The 16,195-nt window shown below is 64.5% G+C and carries 17 protein-coding genes; 7 read left to right on the top strand and 10 right to left on the bottom strand.

Annotated elements, in window-relative coordinates:
• Positions 1 to 5: 5 nt before the first annotated feature.
• The gene (gene coaBC / locus JYK02_RS32780) at positions 6 to 1,223 is read left to right on the top strand and encodes a bifunctional phosphopantothenoylcysteine decarboxylase/phosphopantothenate--cysteine ligase CoaBC (protein ID WP_207056820.1); all 1,218 of its coding nucleotides are present in this window, start codon (positions 6 to 8) and stop codon (positions 1,221 to 1,223) included.
• Here the strand turns inward: coaBC and JYK02_RS32775 are convergent.
• Positions 1,209 to 1,667, bottom strand: a complete 459-nt coding sequence (locus JYK02_RS32775; RefSeq protein WP_207056819.1) for an SgcJ/EcaC family oxidoreductase — start codon at positions 1,665 to 1,667, stop codon at positions 1,209 to 1,211. The genes coaBC and JYK02_RS32775 overlap by 15 nt on opposite strands.
• A 46-nt stretch (positions 1,668 to 1,713) precedes the next feature.
• On the opposite strand from JYK02_RS32775, the gene JYK02_RS32770 reads away from it, so the two are divergent.
• Positions 1,714 to 2,652, top strand: a complete 939-nt coding sequence (locus tag JYK02_RS32770; RefSeq protein WP_207056818.1) for a LysR family transcriptional regulator — start codon at positions 1,714 to 1,716, stop codon at positions 2,650 to 2,652.
• Positions 2,653 to 2,773: 121 nt separating this feature from the next.
• On the opposite strand, the gene JYK02_RS32765 is transcribed toward JYK02_RS32770, so the two are convergent.
• From JYK02_RS32765 to JYK02_RS40940, 3 genes are read right to left on the bottom strand one after another with little or no spacing between them, the layout of a single operon-like run.
• Positions 2,774 to 4,033 carry a PP_RS20740 family protein gene (locus JYK02_RS32765; protein ID WP_207056817.1) on the bottom strand — a complete coding sequence of 420 codons (1,260 nt, stop codon included), beginning with the start codon at positions 4,031 to 4,033 and terminating at the stop codon, positions 2,774 to 2,776.
• A gap of 2 nt (positions 4,034 to 4,035) precedes the next feature.
• Positions 4,036 to 5,991: an ATP-binding protein gene (locus tag JYK02_RS32760; protein ID WP_207056816.1), complete on the bottom strand. Its 1,956-nt coding sequence runs from the start codon at positions 5,989 to 5,991 to the stop codon at positions 4,036 to 4,038.
• Positions 5,954 to 6,997 (bottom strand): DNA cytosine methyltransferase, encoded by a 1,044-nt coding sequence (locus JYK02_RS40940; RefSeq protein WP_431603517.1) that lies wholly within the window; start codon positions 6,995 to 6,997, stop codon positions 5,954 to 5,956. Before JYK02_RS40940 ends, JYK02_RS32760 begins: the two co-directional genes overlap by 38 nt.
• 242 nt (positions 6,998 to 7,239) lie before the next feature.
• Between JYK02_RS40940 and JYK02_RS32750 the strand changes: the two genes are divergently transcribed.
• The gene (locus tag JYK02_RS32750) at positions 7,240 to 7,749 is read left to right on the top strand and encodes a LysR substrate-binding domain-containing protein (RefSeq protein WP_347402639.1); all 510 of its coding nucleotides are present in this window, start codon (positions 7,240 to 7,242) and stop codon (positions 7,747 to 7,749) included.
• Here JYK02_RS32750 and JYK02_RS32745 read toward each other — a convergent pair.
• Positions 7,739 to 8,797 (bottom strand): SDR family oxidoreductase, encoded by a 1,059-nt coding sequence (locus JYK02_RS32745; protein ID WP_207056814.1) that lies wholly within the window; start codon positions 8,795 to 8,797, stop codon positions 7,739 to 7,741. The two genes, JYK02_RS32750 and JYK02_RS32745, sit on opposite strands and share 11 nt — an antisense overlap.
• A 116-nt stretch (positions 8,798 to 8,913) precedes the next feature.
• Between JYK02_RS32745 and JYK02_RS32740 the strand changes: the two genes are divergently transcribed.
• On the top strand, positions 8,914 to 9,816 hold the full coding sequence (locus tag JYK02_RS32740) for a LysR family transcriptional regulator (protein WP_207056813.1): 903 nt from the start codon (positions 8,914 to 8,916) through the stop codon (positions 9,814 to 9,816).
• Between the two features lie 8 nt (positions 9,817 to 9,824).
• Here the strand turns inward: JYK02_RS32740 and JYK02_RS32735 are convergent, their stop codons facing one another.
• From JYK02_RS32735 to JYK02_RS32720, 4 genes are all read right to left on the bottom strand, one after another.
• Positions 9,825 to 10,301, bottom strand: a complete 477-nt coding sequence (locus JYK02_RS32735; protein WP_207056812.1) for an SMI1/KNR4 family protein — start codon at positions 10,299 to 10,301, stop codon at positions 9,825 to 9,827.
• An 8-nt stretch (positions 10,302 to 10,309) separates the two neighbouring features.
• Positions 10,310 to 10,990: a hypothetical protein gene (locus JYK02_RS32730; RefSeq protein WP_347402638.1), complete on the bottom strand. Its 681-nt coding sequence runs from the start codon at positions 10,988 to 10,990 to the stop codon at positions 10,310 to 10,312.
• A gap of 1 nt (position 10,991) precedes the next feature.
• Positions 10,992 to 11,891, bottom strand: a complete 900-nt coding sequence (locus JYK02_RS32725) for a hypothetical protein (protein WP_207056811.1) — start codon at positions 11,889 to 11,891, stop codon at positions 10,992 to 10,994.
• Positions 11,892 to 11,973: 82 nt separating this feature from the next.
• Positions 11,974 to 12,381 (bottom strand): hypothetical protein, encoded by a 408-nt coding sequence (locus JYK02_RS32720; protein ID WP_207056810.1) that lies wholly within the window; start codon positions 12,379 to 12,381, stop codon positions 11,974 to 11,976.
• A gap of 146 nt (positions 12,382 to 12,527) precedes the next feature.
• Between JYK02_RS32720 and JYK02_RS32715 the strand changes: the two genes are divergently transcribed.
• A complete protein-coding gene (locus JYK02_RS32715; RefSeq protein ID WP_207056809.1) occupies positions 12,528 to 13,346 on the top strand; it encodes a helix-turn-helix domain-containing protein in 819 nt (272 codons plus the stop codon).
• A 4-nt stretch (positions 13,347 to 13,350) separates the two neighbouring features.
• Here JYK02_RS32715 and JYK02_RS32710 read toward each other — a convergent pair whose 3' ends face one another.
• On the bottom strand, positions 13,351 to 13,914 hold the full coding sequence (locus tag JYK02_RS32710; protein WP_207056808.1) for an NADPH-dependent FMN reductase: 564 nt from the start codon (positions 13,912 to 13,914) through the stop codon (positions 13,351 to 13,353).
• 225 nt (positions 13,915 to 14,139) lie between these two features.
• On the opposite strand from JYK02_RS32710, the gene JYK02_RS32705 reads away from it, so the two are divergent.
• The gene (locus JYK02_RS32705) at positions 14,140 to 15,141 is read left to right on the top strand and encodes a uracil-DNA glycosylase family protein (protein ID WP_207056807.1); all 1,002 of its coding nucleotides are present in this window, start codon (positions 14,140 to 14,142) and stop codon (positions 15,139 to 15,141) included.
• A 36-nt stretch (positions 15,142 to 15,177) separates the two neighbouring features.
• Complete coding sequence (locus JYK02_RS32700) at positions 15,178 to 16,185, top strand: alpha/beta hydrolase (RefSeq protein ID WP_207056806.1); 1,008 nt, start codon at positions 15,178 to 15,180, stop codon at positions 16,183 to 16,185.
• Positions 16,186 to 16,195: the final 10 nt, after the last annotated feature.

Raw genomic sequence — 16,195 nt, 5'->3', positions numbered from 1 at the left:
GCCGCATGGACGCATCGGCATTGAAGGGTCGCCGGATCATCGTCGGCGTGGGTGGCGGCATCGCGGCGTACAAGGCCTGCGAGCTGGTGCGTGAGCTGGGCCGCGCGGGCGCGGAGGTGCGGGTGGCCATGACGGAGGCCGCGCGCCAGTTCGTCACCCCGCTGACCTTCCAGGCGCTCGTGGGGCACCCGCCGCTGACGGACTACTTCGACCCGGCGCAGGAGGGGAACTTCGGCCACCTGGACCTGGCCCGCTGGGGCGAGGCCTACGTGGTGGCGCCCGCGACGGCGGACCTCATCGCGAAGATCCGCGCGGGTTTTGGTGGAGACGCGGTGACCACGTCGCTGCTCGCCTTCAAGGGGCCGGTGGTGCTGGCGCCCGCGATGAACGTGGCCATGTGGGAGAACGCGCGGACGCAGGAGAACGTGGCGTCGCTGCTGGCGGAGGCGCGCTTCAGCACGGTGGGGCCGGGCGCGGGGATGCTGGCGTGCGGCGACGTGGGCTCGGGGCGTCTGGCGGACGTGGGCGCCATCGTGTCCGCGGTGGCGGCGCGGCTGGGCGGAGGTCCGCTCACGGGCAAGACGGTGCTGGTGACGGCGGGCCCCACGCGCGAGTACCTGGACCCGGTGCGGTTCATCTCCAATCCGTCCACGGGGAAGATGGGCCTGGCGCTGGCGCACGAGGCGCGAGCGCTGGGGGCGAAGGTGACGGTGGTGCTGGGGCCGGTGGGCGCGGTGGACCGCACGGGCCTGGAGGTGGTGGACGTGGTGAGCGCGGAGGACATGGCGCGCGAGGTGCTGTCGCGCGTGGAGTCCGCGGACGCGTTCATCGCCACGGCGGCGGTGAGCGACTGGCGTCCGGAGACGCGAGCGCCGCAGAAGGTGAAGAAGGGCGAGGGCCCGGAGAACCTCAAGCTGGTGCGCACGCCGGACGTGCTGCTGGAGGCGTCACGCAAGGTGGAGGGCCGGGCCAGGCGCCCGGTGCTGGTGGGCTTCGCGGCGGAGACGGAGCGGGTGGTGGAGCACGCGCGAGAGAAGCTGGAGCGCAAGGGGCTGGACGCCATCGTCGCCAACGACGTCACCGCCGAGGGCGCGGGGTTCGGCACGGACACGAACCGCGTGACGGTGATTTCCCGCACCGGGCCCGACCGCGTGTTGCAGGGGAGCAAGCGCGCGGTGGCGGGAGAGATCTTGTCGCTGCTGCTCGTGTCACCGCGCGGCTGAGCGCTTCGGCGTCATCAATCGCAGCATCAGGCGCGCGAAGGCGTTGGGCGGCTGGATGCGGGTGTTCTGGAAGGCGGTGAAGAACCAGACGCCTTCACGCTTCACGGCGACGGTGGTCTGGATGGAGCGGCGGCCCTTGGGCGCCGTGCGCTGCCAGCGCAGCTTGATGACGCCTTCGGTGTGGATGAGCGCCACGTCCGGCGCGAGGAAGCGCAGGGACTTCACATCGCCTTCGAGCGTGGAGCCGCGCAGGACGCCGTCGAAGAGGGCCTGGTGGGACTCCGCGTTGGCCTGCCGTCCCTGGAGGTGGCTGCCGTCGAAGGCGACGTAGTCCACGTCCTGCGTGAAGCAGGCGGCGTAGGCCTGGGCGTCGCCCTGGTTCCAGCATTCGTAGAGGTGCTGCATGCGCTCGCGGATGGCGGCGGCTTCGGTGGGGAATGACATGGGGCATGACTAAGGCCACAGGAGCCATCTCCACCAGTGATGGTCCATGATGGTTAGAATCACGGCCGTGAATCTCTCCGCCATCGACCTCAACCTGTTCCTCGTGCTGCACGCGGTGCTGGAGTCCGGCAGCGCGACGGGGGCGGCACGCGAGCTCCACGTCACGCAGTCGGCGGTGAGCAACGCGCTGGCCCGGTTGCGCGACGTACTGGGAGATCCGCTGGTGGTGCGCAGCCGACGCGGACTGGTACCGACGCCCCGGTGTGAAGAGCTGCGGCCCTTCATCGCGTCCGCCGTGGGACAGCTCCAGTTGGCGCTGGAGGGAGGGCAGGGCTTCAAGCCGGAGACGTGCACGCGGACCTTCACCGTGGCGGGAGCGGACCACCACGGTGTCTCCGACGTGCCGGTGCTCGCGGCGCTGTTCGCGAAGCGCCTCCCCACGTCGCTCCTGCGCGTCGTGAGCATCGACTACCTCGTGGAGCGGGATGGGCTGACGACGGGCGCGGTGGACGTGGCACTGGGACCACCGGAGGCCAAGGGGCCGGGGTGCCACGCCGAACCGCTGTACACGGATGACGCCGTGCTGCTCGTGCGCCGCGACCATCCGCGCATCCGGGGCAAGACGCTGACGAAGGCGCTCTACAACACGTCGAAGCACATCGACCTGCACCTCGCGGAAGGGCGCCCGGGCATCGGCGCCCAGCAGCACGCCCGCATCCTCAAGGAGCACGGGCTCACGCGGGAAGTGGGGCTCGCCGTCCCGCACTTCTTCGCGGCGGCGATGGCGGCGGCCCGCTCCGACCTGGTGGCGGGAGTGCCCCGCCGCGTCGCCCGGGCCTTCTGCGACATGCTGCCCCTGCGCACGGTGGAGATGCCGTTCCCCTCACCGCGCATGACCAAGTCGCTCATCTGGCACACCCGGACGGACGCGGATCCGGGTGCGCGCTACTTCCGCTCGCTCGTGGTGGAAGCGCTCAGGGAATGACCTTGCGGCGGCGGTAGTCCGCGAAGACCTCGCGGAAGCTCGCCTCGGTTTCGATGTGCCCCTCGAAACCAAGGCAGCGTGCTGTTAATCGGTCAACACAGTTACATCCATGAGGCTGGATTTATCTCGGCCGGGTTTTCTTTGCGGTGGGGGCCGCAAAGCCAGCCGGCATTCCAGCAACCCACTCCCGATATAGCTTCTCGTCGTAGTTGCGAAGCCTTAACATTCGAGCTGATTCATCAAGCATCTGGAGGGCGAGGTCTTCGGATGTTTCGAGCGTTGCGTCAAGATCTATGGATTTTAGCGTCCTTGTCGCAATCTGAATTGCCGCTTTAGTTTCCAGCTCGATCCAATTTCGACTGGAGGCCGGCGAGCCCCTGGCAAGCCCTGTGGGATCTGAAATGGTATCTGTATTTTTCCTAAATCCGAAAACAAGGCTGAACAAATCTGGCTCACGACTTGTTGCAGACTCAGCATCGCCACCTGCCAGACCTCTGCGGTAGCAGACGCATGATTTCAACTCCAGAATCCATCCCTTGGACTGGGAAAGCAAGGCAAGAAGCCACTTTCCCACGCCAACAGTAAGCAGTCTGCCTAGTCGAACACCAGCGGCACCAAGAAAGGGATCGCCAGAGCCAATGGGAATAGCTGCTAGCTCTGGGGCGCCCAGCAATCGACCAAACTCCTCAGAGTCTTTGGTGTTGCGTTCAAATAATAGACGGTATTCATTGAGATCCGCTCCGTCGAGTGCATGTGGAGCAATAGCCGTCGTTAAATACATGAGCCATGGCTGTGTCCGGCGATTCAGCTGAAACTCAACGATGCTTTTGACTGCGGTGTGTTTCGGATTCTCCTTTGCTCCTGAAAAAACATCGCAGAAATCGAGATTCACGAGATCGAACGACTCAAACTCCTTGATTCGCCGCGTCGCAATGCTGGTTGCCGAACCCAGGGTCGAAATATCGTCAACCAGAACGGTGGATGGCTGCTCAATCACATCAAGTTCGATCAAGGCTTGCTCTGCAAGCTGTTGAGTCGTCTTTCGTCCTGGGCTTTGGGCGCCAGAGTTGAAGCCAATGTATTTTAGTCGCGTGTTCTTCTTGATGCAGGTTTCAGCAAGAACCTCAAGATCCAATAACTCAGTTCCCGGCAGCCCTAGATAACGAAATGGCCTATCCAGTGGGACGATGGCGTCCATCAGAGCCTCGGCAGTCGCAGCCCATTGCTTTCGGCGTACCCATTGTTTTCTAGGTAAATGCCAGGAATAAAAGTCCGAGAGCGGCAGTGGCTCTGGGACAGCATGATCAGGGGCTGTTGGATATATCTCGCTCGTCGCAATTAATTCAGTAGCTGGAGCGGGAGGAGTCTTGATTTCGTCCATTGTCAAGAACCTCTCCCGTAAAAAATAACCTTTGCTAGGTCTGCAAGGAGCTTTTGTTGCTTGGCATGGCTCATCTTTTCAAAAACTCCAGCAGCCAGAAGCACTTGCGCGACGCTACGCATTATTTCTTGATCAACCTTGAATTCTACATCTTTCTTTGCGGAGCGACGTTCGCCTTGGCCATATGCCTTAAAGACTTCGTCAATTGAGAAAGCCAGCTTCTCCTTGGATGACTTTTCAATCTTCTTGGTGAATTCGATAGGTACCGGCTTTTCGTCCCCGCCACTCCACTCGGAGACAATCTCAGCTGCAACACGAGCCAAATGTTTTCGCTCAGTCTCGCTCTTGGATGAGCGCTCTTGAGTTCGGACTTTCTTTGCCAAGTCCTTGTGGCGAGTGGCAAACTGTTTAAATGCGTTGTGCACCCACAAGGCAATGTACTGATAGTGGGGATGGGAGACGTTGAACGATTCGCGATCCAGGTTTAGCGCTGCGTCTAGGCCTTCTGTGATAAATATCTCGGCTACAACTTGGCGCATTCGGGTCTGTTCTGACACTCGGTAATCCATGAATGTCGGATCAAACAACGTGCCACTGGCGTCGTTGATTCTTAGGAGTACGCCATTGTGCTCAGTCGGAACGACCCGCGGCGTCCACAGCAGGTACGCCTCAAATTCCAAATCTCCACCACGTATCGTTTCAGGATATCGACTAAGATCTGGTCGATCATGCCCTATAAACAAGAGGGGGCGATTTACTGCGCCATCGCTTGTCGGTAGATCACGGAATTTAAGTGGCCGCTTCAATAAGACACCGTCAACGAGGACCCTGAAATCCGAGTTGGTGCCCCGTTCCGGTGATTTAAGGTTGAACTTTTCGCGAACAGTTTCAGTTCCGGCTAGGACTATCGGCTCCGAGGACCCATCTCTGGCATTACTAATCTTGAATAGCATTGGCTCGGACCCAGAATTTAAATCAAATGGATGTCCATGCATGTAGTCTAGCGGGGCGGCTAGGCTTAACTTCCAGATAAAGCGTAGATAGTTGTCAAATGTGTTTTCCAGGCTTGGCTTTGCTCCGCTAGCTTCAGATGCTCGCGCGAACATGCGCTGGGTGAGAAGCTCAAATTTGTCAGAAGGACTGGCCTCGTCGTTCCATGGATACTCTGGAGTTTCCAGGTACTCTGACGGATTGGCAGGGTTGACGCGCCCGATGTGGTAACGCGGCCTCTGCCACGTCTCTCTTTCGTCGTCGTCACCGGGCACGACAGTGGCGGATACCATTGTCCATAGCTTCTCACTCGTGAGTTCAGCCCGAGTCTTTGGCAGCAGATTTCTGAGAATTATTTCAGTGCCCTGAGACTTTCTGTCGCGAGCAGGTGTTTTCCAGATTCTGACGGAGCCTGTCTGGAAGTTTGTCTCGTCGTTAGTCTTCGCCTTCTTGTTCTCGGCGTACTGGAATAGAATCACGTCGGCTACGGTGCGGGTTTTCTCGCCGGCGCGCTTTGTGATGACCTGAAACTCGTGAGTTAATTGCGATACAGCAAACAATCCAATCCCAAGCTTCCCAATTAGTCGGCGACCACCTGGACTAAGAGTAGGGTCGTTTGCTGAGGTTACGCCTACTGTTGCTCCTGAAATTGTTCGCTTGGTGCTCCCGCCGATGTTCTTGATCATTGAGGCTAGTGAATCGGAGGTGAAACCGACGCCATTGTCGCGAATGATTATTCGCTCGAATCGAGGCGCGTCCGTTTCGATAACAACTTCCGTTGCATCGGCGTCATATGCATTCGAAACTAATTCACGAAGGGCCGACCATGGTTCCCGGTAAATGCCATCCGTCACGCGACGAAGGACTCTCTCAGAAGTCGAGAGTTCCGTTTGAATTGGGCTTTCGCCAGGGGAGGCTTCGCTGATTTGTTTAGCTAGCTTTGTCGGAGAGAGTGGCTGTGCGGCCATGCGTAGTCTCCATTGTCATGAAAAGAGTAATAAGGGCTGCTCTTGCGAGAGGCGGAGGAACTGCGTTTGTGACAAGTTGCATTTGCTTTGAGAAGCATCCCAGAACTTCGAAGTTGTCAGGAAAGCCCTGAAGCCGCGCTGCTTCCCTTACCGTAATGCTTCTAGGTTCTTCGAAATGGGCGGGTGGTGCGCGATTGCCTGAAATTAGCGTCCTGGCGGGTCGATCTGGGTGTAGCCGCCTGTAAGACATTGGGCCCGAGCCCGGCTTGATTGCTGATATTTTTTCGCGAACACGCAAGGAGTGTCTCATTGCGATGTGGTTCTGAAGGCCCGAGTCGTGAATCTCGTTGCCCTTTGAGTAGACTGGCGGTGAGGCTAATCCCGAGAGGGCTTCGCGAACCGAAACCTTGGGACGCGTTAAGCTTGAGATATAGTATTGAATGCGCTTCGAGGACGGGGATTTCCTTGTGATTAGGAAAAAGACACGATGCCTCACCTGCGGGACCCCGTAGTCTGCAGCGTTCATTCTTAGTATGGTGTGTTTGTATCCTGCCTCTGAAACTATTTTAAGGAATCTACTTACGCTGCGTTTGTGTCGATCGCTCAGGATGGCTGCAACGTTTTCAATAAGCGCAGCCGTGGGTTGGATTTGCGCTATGGCGCGGCCTACTGCCGGTAAAATCCGATTTCGAGGGTCGCGCTGTACACGCGCTCCGGCAACAGAAAAACCTTGGCATGGCGGGCCAGAGACGACCAGGGTCCGTTGATCGGAGGAGGCATTGATTGTAGCGTTTAGGGCCGTGACTGTTTCCGCGCGGGAGATGCTGCCCAGGATGGAACTAGCCTCGGGGAAATGCTTCTTGAATGTCTCCAATGCCGACTTGGAGATATCCACGCCTGCAGCAATCTCACACCCGAGTGATCGTGCTGCGAGAGAAATGCCCCCGAGACCACAACACAAGTCAATGACTCGCCATCCTGTGCCGAGTTTTTCGGTCGGTGGCATGTTGCTGTGGTATGCATGTGCATCTCGGGAGGCGCAGTCATTCACTTCCTTGTCCTTGGTGATGTGTCTATAGATATTGTACCCAGCTTGAGGATGAGTGCGAAGCACAACATTCATGCCTTCCTATTTGGATTCCTCTGGAAGTCCGTTGCAGGCCTATTGGCGGAGTGTTGATTAATTTTAATCGAGTCCAGTAGGGTGTTTATGTGTGTTTATGTGTGTTTGCGTGTGTCGGGCGTCTCGTGGAGCGGGATGGACTGACCACGGGCGCGGTGGACGTGGCGCTGGGGCCACCGGAGGCCAAGGGGCCGGGGTGCCACGCCGAACCGCTGTACACGGATGACGCCGTGCTGCTCGTGCGCCGCGACCATCCGCGCATCCGGGGCAAGACGCTGACGAAGGCGCTCTACAACACGTCGAAGCACATCGACCTGCACCTCGCGGAAGGGCGCCCGGGCATCGGCGCCCAGCAGCACGCCCGCATCCTCAAGGAGCACGGGCTCACGCGGGAAGTGGGGCTCGCCGTCCCGCACTTCTTCGCGGCGGCGATGGCGGCGGCCCGCTCCGACCTGGTGGCGGGAGTGCCCCGCCGCGTCGCCCGGGCCTTCTGCGACATGCTGCCCCTGCGCACGGTGGAGATGCCGTTTCCCTCACCGCGAATGACCAAGTCGCTCATCTGGCACACCCGGACGGACGCGGACCCGGGTGCGCGCTACTTCCGCTCGCTCGTGGTGGAAGCGCTCAGGGAATGACCTTGCGGCGGCGGTAGTCCGCGAAGACTTCGCGGAAGCTCGCCTCGGTTTCGATGTGCCCCGGGAACCCGTGGCGGCGCGCCTTGGACGGATCCGCGAGGAAGTCGAAGTTCGTGGAGAACACCCCCTGGGCATGCCGCCAGGGGTTGATGTCCGTGTATGGAATGGGCGCGAGCCCATGCTTCGCGACCATCGCGTCCCAGAACGGAGCCTTGTCCGCCATCGTCTCTACGAGGGAGATGGGGAGGGGAGGGGCCACCTCCAGGTCGAACATGCGAGCGATCCTCGGCCACAGGTCGCTCCAGCGGAACTGGTCGCCGTTGTTGATGTTGAAGGCCTGGTTGGCGGCCTGGGGGCTCGTCGCCGCCCAGAGCATGGCCTGCGCCAGGAGCCTCGCGTCCGTGAGGTCCATGAGGATGTCGTAGGCGGACGGCGGCCCGGGGAAGCGCAGCGGGATGCCCAGCTCCTTCGACATGGACGCGTACACCGCGATGGCCAGCGCCGCGTTCATCGGCGTGCCCATCGCGTAGCCCACGACGACGGACGGGCGGAGCGCGGACCACGTCCACGCCTTGCCCCGCTGCCGCTGCTCCAGGAAGACCTGCTGGTCCACGTTGAACGAGGGCGGCATGTGCGCCGCGTCCGTCTCCCGGGCGGGCGTCTTGAAGGGGCCCAGCTGCGCGCCGTAGACCTTGTAGCCCTGCATCAGATTGATGTGCTGGAGGTTCCGGGCGACGGGCTCCACCGCGTCCACCACGTTGACGAGCATGGCGACGTTGGGCGCCACCAACTCCGCGAGCGTCGGTCGGTCCTGGTAGGCGGCGTAGAAGATGTGCGTCACGTGCGTCAGGCCGCTCAGCTTCTCGCGGCTGTCGGCCGCGTCGAGCAGGTCCACCGAGATGAAGCGCACGCCCTTGCGCGGCTCGCCGCCCCGGCGGGACAGGCCGATGACCTCCCAGCCTCCGAGCGCTTCCAGGTGTTCGATGAAGTTGAGGCCAGCGATGCCATGGGCCCCGACGACCAGGGCCACGTTCTTGGGGGAAGACATGGGGTTCTCCATGCGGCCCGACGTGGATCCGTTTCCGGGGCCGCACGGGTCTAGTATTCGTGTGCCGTGTCACGAGGTAGAGCCGCTCCAGGCACAGGACTTGTGAGTTCAATTCAATGGCCCGTCTGGAAATCAATCGCTCCGGAGAAATGGAGGTCTTCGTCCGGGTCGTGGAGCAGGAGGGTTTCTCCGCGGCGGCGCGCACGCTGCGGATGACGCCGTCGGCGGTCAGCAAGCTCGTCGCAAGGCTGGAAGGCCGCCTGGGTGCGAGGCTCGTGCACCGAAACACCCGGGGTCTCCAGCTCACGTCCGAGGGCTGCGTTTTCTACGAGCGAAGCGTCCAGGTGCTCGCGGAGCTGGAGGCCGCCGAGCGGGGCGTCACATCACACGATGCCCCGTCGGGCCGGGTGCGCGTGAACACCAACGTGCCCTACGGTACGCACGTTCTCCTGCCGCACGTGCCCGCGTTCCAGGCTCGATATCCAGGCATCCGGTTGGACATCGGGCTCACGGATCAGGTGGTGGACCTGCTGGAGGATCGCGCGGACGTGGCCATCCGAGCGGGCCCGCTGAAGTCGTCCAACCTCGTCGCGAGGAAGCTGGGAGAGACGCGCTTCCACGTCGTCGGTTCACCGGAGTACCTGAAGCGCGATGGGACGCCCAGGACGGTGGCGAGCCTGGAGAAGCACAACCGCCTGGGCGCCAGCTACGCGCGAGCCACGCAGCGCTGGCCCTTCGTGGAGCGCGGAGTCGCGGTCTCCGTCCCATGTGTCGGCAACGTGCAGGTCAGTGACGGGGAGGCGGTGCGGCACCTGGCACTCGCGGGAGCAGGGCTCGCAAGGCTCCCGGTGTTCATGGTCCGCGAGGACCTGAAAGCAGGACGGCTTGTGGCGGTGATGGAGGACCGGAACCCCGGAGACACCGAAGCCTTCCACGCGGTGTTCCTCGATCCCGCGAGACAGCTCCCAGCACGCATCCGCGCGTTCCTCGACTACTTCGGCGAAGTGGGCCTGGGCTGAGTGCGCCCCTATTCCTCCACGGGTTCGCTGCTCAGCCAGAACGAGCGATTGCCGCTGCGCAGCGCCTTCTCCAGGAACTCTTCGAAGGAAGAGGCGATGCGCGGAGCCTCGTCTGGATACGTCTCATGAAACGCGTCGAGCATCGGGTAGCTGCCGTTCTCCGCTGCGGCCACGTCCAGGATGACGAAGTTGGTGTCCTGCATGTCCACCAATGTGAAATGCCATGGCGACCCATCCGCATCGTCCTGGCTGCCGCGGATGGCGACACTGGCTCGCTCGATGCGTTCGAGCGGGAGGATGCGGTAATTCATCTCGGGTGGAGCCTCGAACAAGGCTGCCCCGTTGCAGTGCAGGTAGAAGGCGCGAAGCTGCTCATCCAGCACCCATCCAACGCGTGCTTCGAAAGCGGCAACCTGCGCGGGCGTCGCCGGTGGGTTGGGAAAGTGATGGGTGGAGACTTCAGCCAGGATGCGCTTCATGGACATGGTGTCGTTCAATCCACGTAGGGATGTTCGGGGCCAGGAGTCAGCCACTTACCGCCAGGCGCGTAGCAGGCAGGGTACTCAGCGTTGAACGCCTTGTGCATGGCGTCCGGAACGGGAAGCACGTTGTTCGTGGCTGTCGGCGCGCCCCCGTGTGCCAGATCAAGGATGTGATGACCGGTCCAGAGGTTTCCGCCCGTCGAGGGCCATGCTCCGAATTCGGAGCCCCAATCCTGCCGGAAGCGCTTGCGCGCGTTGTCCCAGGTGTCTCTGCGCCACTTCAAGTCGTTTACCTTCGGGTAGTCGCAGCAGCAGTGGGTGATGGCCATGCGCCCGCCGGCCTCCGCGGGCATGAACAGGTAGCGCCCCTGCCAGTCCGCCTTGATGTCGGCCAGCCACATGCAACCCATGAGTGGGTAGCCCTGGGCCGCGCACTTCGACTCGCAGCGGGACAGGAACGCGGCGCTGCACTGCCAGGGGCCGTAATAGATGGTCGTCCGGAGCTGACCTCCGTCCGGTGTCCCGAAGACTGGCCCGACCCACTTCGCCATGGCGGGCTTGCCCACCGTGCCAACAGTGACCGAGCCGCATCCGACAAGGGCAAATACCAACGCCGCGCTCGCGGCACGCAGAGGGGCTGTCACGGCAGGCTGTGATGGCGCGGCAAGCGTGCGACCGCCAACCGCGCTCACGTCACTCCACGGCCGCGACCTGTCCCGGTGTTCCTTCCACGCCATGGAGGAACGTGTGCTGCTCCACGTGCACGGCCTCGTGGAAGTCCGGCTCGCCGCTTCCATTGCTCCAGTCCACGCGGTCCATGCGGATGACCCGTGAGGAGTACGGCAGCAGCGTCGCCGGATCCGTTACCAACTCCAGCTCCAGGTGCGCGTACTGTCCTTGCGTCGCGTCCGTCTGCCCCACGGGCTCCCGCACGAGCTTCAGCTTCACGCACCGGGGCTCCGCATCTGTTTCGGAGCAGGGCACGCCCACGTCCAACCGGACGCGCTCCTCGGCGGGGACCTCCTCGGTCTTCTTTCTCCCGGTGCCCACGGACATCGTCGTCGTCACGACCTCCGTCTGCCCTGGCTTGAAGCGCGCTCCGTGCCAACTGCCCACCCACTCGTTCCACCGGTTGCGCGCCTCGCGCTCGAGTCCGTTCGTGAGTGCCTTCGTCATCTGCTCCTTCTTCCTCGGGCTGACCGGCAACGCATCCAGGAGGTCCTGGCCGGGGCCGTCCTCCAGCGGATCAATCCCCTGGAAGTCCCCCTCCGCGTCGATGATGGACGTGGCCAGCGGCTCCACGAAGGCGGGGAAGGGCGCTTCAAGGATCTCCACGTCCTGGATGACCAACCGCCTGCGCCCCTCCTCATCCACGGGCCCCAGCCGCATCGCGTACCGGCGCTGCGCCGTCATCCGGCCGCTCCAGTCCGTCCGCACGTCCACCGTGTGCATCACCCGGATGGCCGTCTGCTCCGGCCAGTCGTAGCGCAGCGTCACCAGGTCCTTCCCCTGCGCGCCTCCCAGCGTGGCGCAGCCAATGACTCCGGAGGACAGCGCTGCGATGACAAGCCACGGGCGCGGGAAGGAAGCCATGTCCCTTCACGATAGCAACGCAAGTCCATCCGCGCGGCACGGCGTAAGGCCCGGGCCGCGCGAACCGAACACTCCGCCACGCTCAGGCCAGCGCCGCCGAAGTGCCGCGCCGCAGGCCCGCGTACTCCAGCGCCGCGAACACCGCGACCGCCAACGCCTGCGCCGAGACGAACGCCACCCCCAGCCCCGTGGGCGCCGTCGGGCCGTGCGTCATCAGGAGCACGCTGTCCACGACCCACAACGCGTTCACCGCGACCACGAACCACACCGGCCACGAGGGCAGGATGTCCTTCGACGCCAGGTACCCGAGCAGCAGCGCGAAGGGGATGAGCCCCAGCCCCGCCGCACGCAGCAATCCCGGCTCCAGGCCCAGCAGCGGACCCATGGGGCCCGCGGCCGCCGCCATCAACAGGCCCATGGCTCCACTGGCGACGGCGTCCAGCAGCAGCGCACGGCGCAGAAAGGTTCCCGACACGTTCTTGACGCTCATGGCATACGTTTCCTTGCGAAGGAGTGGAAGCGGCGGCGGCCGTGAAGCCGTCCGTCGTTGGTGGACAAGATGCGAGCCGGCCCGCGCGGTGTCGATTACCTCCGAGGGAATGGAAGCGCTGACGTGCGCCCCCTATCTTCCCGGCCATGACAAGCCTTCAGCAGAGCCGGCCCGTGGGAGAGCTGCTGCGCGGCTGGCGTCAGCGGCGCGGGCTGAGCCAGATGGACCTCGCGTTGCGCGCGGAGGTCTCCACCCGGCATGTGAGCTTCCTGGAGACCGGCCGCTCCCAGCCCAGCCGCGAGATGCTGCTCCACCTGGCGGAGGAACTGGACGTGCCCCTGCGCGACCGAAACGGCCTGTTGGTGGCGGCGGGCTTCGCCCCCGTCTTCTCCGAGCGCCCCCTGAATGACCCCGCGCTCACCGCCACGCGCGAGGCCGTGGAGCTGGTGCTCGCGGGCCATGAGCCATACCCCGCGCTCGCGGTGGACCGGCACTGGACGCTCGTCACCGCGAACCGCGCGGTGGGCGTGCTGCTGGCGGACCTGCCGCCCCAGATGCTCCAGCCGCCCGTCAACGTCCTGCGCCTGAGCCTGCACCCGGACGGGCTCGCGCCGCGCATCGAGAACCTGCGGCAGTGGCGCGACCACGTCCTCACGCGGCTGCACCGGCAGGTGGACGCCAGCGCGGACGCAACGCTCGCGGCGCTCCTGGAGGAGCTGAAAGGCTATCCGGTGCCGGAGGCCACTCCGGACGCGAAGGCGCGCGACTTCGCGGGCGTGGTGGTGCCCCTGCGCGTGCGCACGTCGCTGGGACGGCTGTCGCTCTTCAGCACCACCACCGTGTTCGGCACGCCCGTGGACATCACGCTCGCGGAGCTGGCCATCGAGTCGTTCTTCCCCGCGGATCCGGAGACGGCGGAGGCGCTGCGGCGGGCCGCGACGGAGCGGGCCCGCCAGGCCACCTGAGGCGCTACGGCTTCACGCGCACCGTGCGCAGCGCCGTGCCCCACGACACGAGCTGATCCAGCAGCGTGTTCACCTGCTTCTCCTTCGCCGGGTCGGGCTTGAAGACGGTGTAGTGCTCGAAGTCGGTGGACAGGAATAGCTGCACCTGCGCGCGCACCGTGGCCATCTGCAGCTCCGCGGCCACGAGGCGCAGCTGCTCCACCGCGCGCACGCCGCCCGCGCTGCCGTAGCCCACGAAGCCGGCGGCCTTGTTGTTCCACTCGGCGTAGACGAAATCGAGCGCGTTCTTCAGCGCGCCGGACGTGCCGTGGTTGTACTCGGGCGTGACGAAGACGTAGGCGTCGTAGCTCTCCACCGTCGCGCTCCAGCGCTTCGTGTGCTCCTGGGTGTACTTGCGCATGGACGGCGGGGTCGGCTCGTCCAGCAGCGGCAGGTTGAAGTCCTGGATGTCGACGATGTCGTACGTGGCGTCGCCGCGCTTCTTCGCGATGTCGTGGACCCAGGCCGCGACCTTGTCCGCCTTGCGTCCGGGCCGCGTGCTTCCAACGACGATGGCCACCTTGATCATGTGTAGGAGACTCCTGGGGAAAGGGCGTGAAATCCGCGTCCGGCATCTTCCCCAGGTCCGCCCGGCGGCGAAGGGCGGTTCGCGGCGGGTGTGTCCTGATTCGACCAGTGCCCGGCGCATCCGCCCGGAAGGTGGCGCAAGCCCCGACCCTGGGCTAAGCGTACAGGCAACTTCCCCGGCTGCTTCCTTGCACCGGGACAGCTCCTCCGCTACCGATCCACGACCGTGAACGACGACACGCCTGATTCCGCGCAGGAGCTTGCCGACGTGCTCCAGGACGTGCGCCGCCACCTCCTCTGGCAGGAGGAGACCGCGGGCCGCTCACTCCTCGTCGACGCGAAGGTGGCCGCCGAGCTCCAGCAGCAGCGCGCCGCCGCCTCGTCCGTGCGCTCGATGATCGCCCGGACCAAGGCCCCCGAGCCGGCCGCCGCCCCCCTGCCTCCCCGGCCCCCGGCGGAGTCGCCGACGCGCGACGCCCTGCACGCCGCCATGAAGCAGCCCCTGGGCGCACCCCGTCCGCTGGCCGCTCCGCCTCCCGCCGCACCCCCTCGCGCGCCCATGGCCGCGCCGCCGCCGGCCCCGGCTCCGGGCATGCTGCTGGACGTGCCCAAGTCGACGCCCCGCTACAACGGCGCGCTGCCCGGCGTCGTGGAGGGCGAGCGCCCCACGCTGGATCAGATCCGCCGCGAGCTGGGTGACTGCCGCCGCTGCAAGCTGTGCACGGGCCGCAAGAACATCGTGTTCGGCTCCGGCAACCCGCGCGCGGACCTGGTGTTCGTGGGCGAGGGCCCCGGTGAGAACGAGGACCTCCAGGGCGTGCCCTTCGTGGGCGCCGCGGGCGACCTGCTCACCAAGATGATTGGCGCCATGGGTTTCACCCGGAACGACGTCTACATCGCCAACGTCGTGAAGTGCCGCCCGCCCGGCAACCGCAACCCGGAGCCGGATGAGATCGCCGCTTGCGAGCCCTTCCTGCGCTCGCAGTTGCTCGCCATCCAGCCGAAGGTCATCGTCGCGCTGGGCAAGTTCGCGGCGCAGACGCTCCTCAGGGACACCACCCCCATCACCCGCATGCGGGGACAGTGGCGCGAATACGAGGGCATCCAGCTCATGCCCACCTTCCACCCCGCGTACCTCCTGCGCAACAGCGCGGAGAAGCGCAAGGCGTGGGAGGACCTGCAGCAGGTGATGAAGCTGTTCGGCAAGAATCCGGGCTCCAGCGCATAGACCGCGCGGCGCACCGCGACGACCAGGAGAGGCACCATGAAGGGCGTGCTCGAGACGCGCGAAGTGCATTCCCCCGCGCTGGAGAACAACCCGCTGGGAGATCCGGCCCGCCGCCGGCTCACCGTGTACCTGCCGCCGGGCTACGCCGCGGGCACGCAGCGCTACCCGGTCGTCTACTTCCTGCACGCCTTTGGCAACGGCGGGGGCTCCTGGACCAATGCGTCGGGCTTCTCGCCCTCCGTGCCGGACCGCCTGGACGCGCTGATCGAGGCCGGCACCCTCCCGCCCGTCATCGGCGTCTTCCCGGACGCGTGGACGAAGCTGGGCGGCAGCCAGTGGGTGAACAGCGACGCCATTGGCCGCTACCGCGACTACCTCATCAAGGACATCGTCGGCTTCGTGGACAAGACCTTCCGCACGCTGCCCAAGGCCGCGTCGCGCGCGGTGGTGGGCCACAGCTCCGGCGGCTACGGCGCGCTGGTGATGGGCCGCTACCACCCGGAGGTCTTCTCCCTGGTGGGCGCGCACGCGCCGGACTCCTACTTCGAGTATTCGTACCTGCCGGACCTGCCCAAGGCGGCCACCGCGCTGATGAAGGCCGGCGGCGTGGACACGTGGGTGTCGGAGCTGCGTCAGCGCGCCGCCGCCACCAAGGTGCGCGGCGACGACTTCCCGGTCATCAACATCCTGGCGATGGCGGCGGCGTACTCGCCGAAGAAGGGCGAGCCGCTCAACCTGGAGCTGCCCTTCGAGCAGCACAACGCGAAGCTGCGCCTGGACGTGTGGAACCGGTGGCTGGTGCACGACCCCGTGCGCTTCGTGCCCAAGTTCCTGGACTCGTTCCGCAAGCTGAAGACGGTCTACCTGGACGCCGGCACGCGCGACGAGTTCAACCTGCGCTGGGGCACGCGCATGGTGGCGGACGACTTGAAGGCCGGCGGCGTGGACGTGGTGCACGAGGAGTTCGAGGACGGACACTCGGGCGTGTCGTACCGCTTCGAGCGGTCGCTGTCGGTGCTGGTGCCGCGCCTGGCCGCGGACTGATAAGGGGGGG

Origin of the sequence: Corallococcus macrosporus (assembly GCF_017302985.1) — a bacterium.
GTDB lineage: Bacteria > Myxococcota > Myxococcia > Myxococcales > Myxococcaceae > Corallococcus > Corallococcus macrosporus_A.
The sequence above is the reverse complement of the archived record's forward strand: the minus strand, read 5'-3'. Positions and strand labels throughout refer to the sequence as shown.

Bases quoted from the DNA above. Each gene is read 5' to 3' on its own strand.
- coaBC (WP_207056820.1), top strand. From the start codon at position 6: ATGGACGCATCGGCATTGAAGGGTCGCCGGATCATCGTCGGCGTGGGT.
- JYK02_RS32775 (WP_207056819.1), bottom strand. From the start codon at position 1,667: ATGTCATTCCCCACCGAAGCCGCCGCCATCCGCGAGCGCATGCAGCAC.
- JYK02_RS32770 (WP_207056818.1), top strand. From the start codon at position 1,714: ATGATGGTTAGAATCACGGCCGTGAATCTCTCCGCCATCGACCTCAAC.
- JYK02_RS32765 (WP_207056817.1), bottom strand. From the start codon at position 4,033: ATGGACGAAATCAAGACTCCTCCCGCTCCAGCTACTGAATTAATTGCG.
- JYK02_RS32760 (WP_207056816.1), bottom strand. From the start codon at position 5,991: ATGGCCGCACAGCCACTCTCTCCGACAAAGCTAGCTAAACAAATCAGC.
- JYK02_RS40940 (WP_431603517.1), bottom strand. From the start codon at position 6,997: ATGCCACCGACCGAAAAACTCGGCACAGGATGGCGAGTCATTGACTTG.
- JYK02_RS32745 (WP_207056814.1), bottom strand. From the start codon at position 8,797: ATGTCTTCCCCCAAGAACGTGGCCCTGGTCGTCGGGGCCCATGGCATC.
- JYK02_RS32740 (WP_207056813.1), top strand. From the start codon at position 8,914: ATGGCCCGTCTGGAAATCAATCGCTCCGGAGAAATGGAGGTCTTCGTC.
- JYK02_RS32735 (WP_207056812.1), bottom strand. From the start codon at position 10,301: ATGTCCATGAAGCGCATCCTGGCTGAAGTCTCCACCCATCACTTTCCC.
- JYK02_RS32725 (WP_207056811.1), bottom strand. From the start codon at position 11,891: ATGGCTTCCTTCCCGCGCCCGTGGCTTGTCATCGCAGCGCTGTCCTCC.
- JYK02_RS32720 (WP_207056810.1), bottom strand. From the start codon at position 12,381: ATGAGCGTCAAGAACGTGTCGGGAACCTTTCTGCGCCGTGCGCTGCTG.
- JYK02_RS32715 (WP_207056809.1), top strand. From the start codon at position 12,528: ATGACAAGCCTTCAGCAGAGCCGGCCCGTGGGAGAGCTGCTGCGCGGC.
- JYK02_RS32710 (WP_207056808.1), bottom strand. From the start codon at position 13,914: ATGATCAAGGTGGCCATCGTCGTTGGAAGCACGCGGCCCGGACGCAAG.
- JYK02_RS32700 (WP_207056806.1), top strand. From the start codon at position 15,178: ATGAAGGGCGTGCTCGAGACGCGCGAAGTGCATTCCCCCGCGCTGGAG.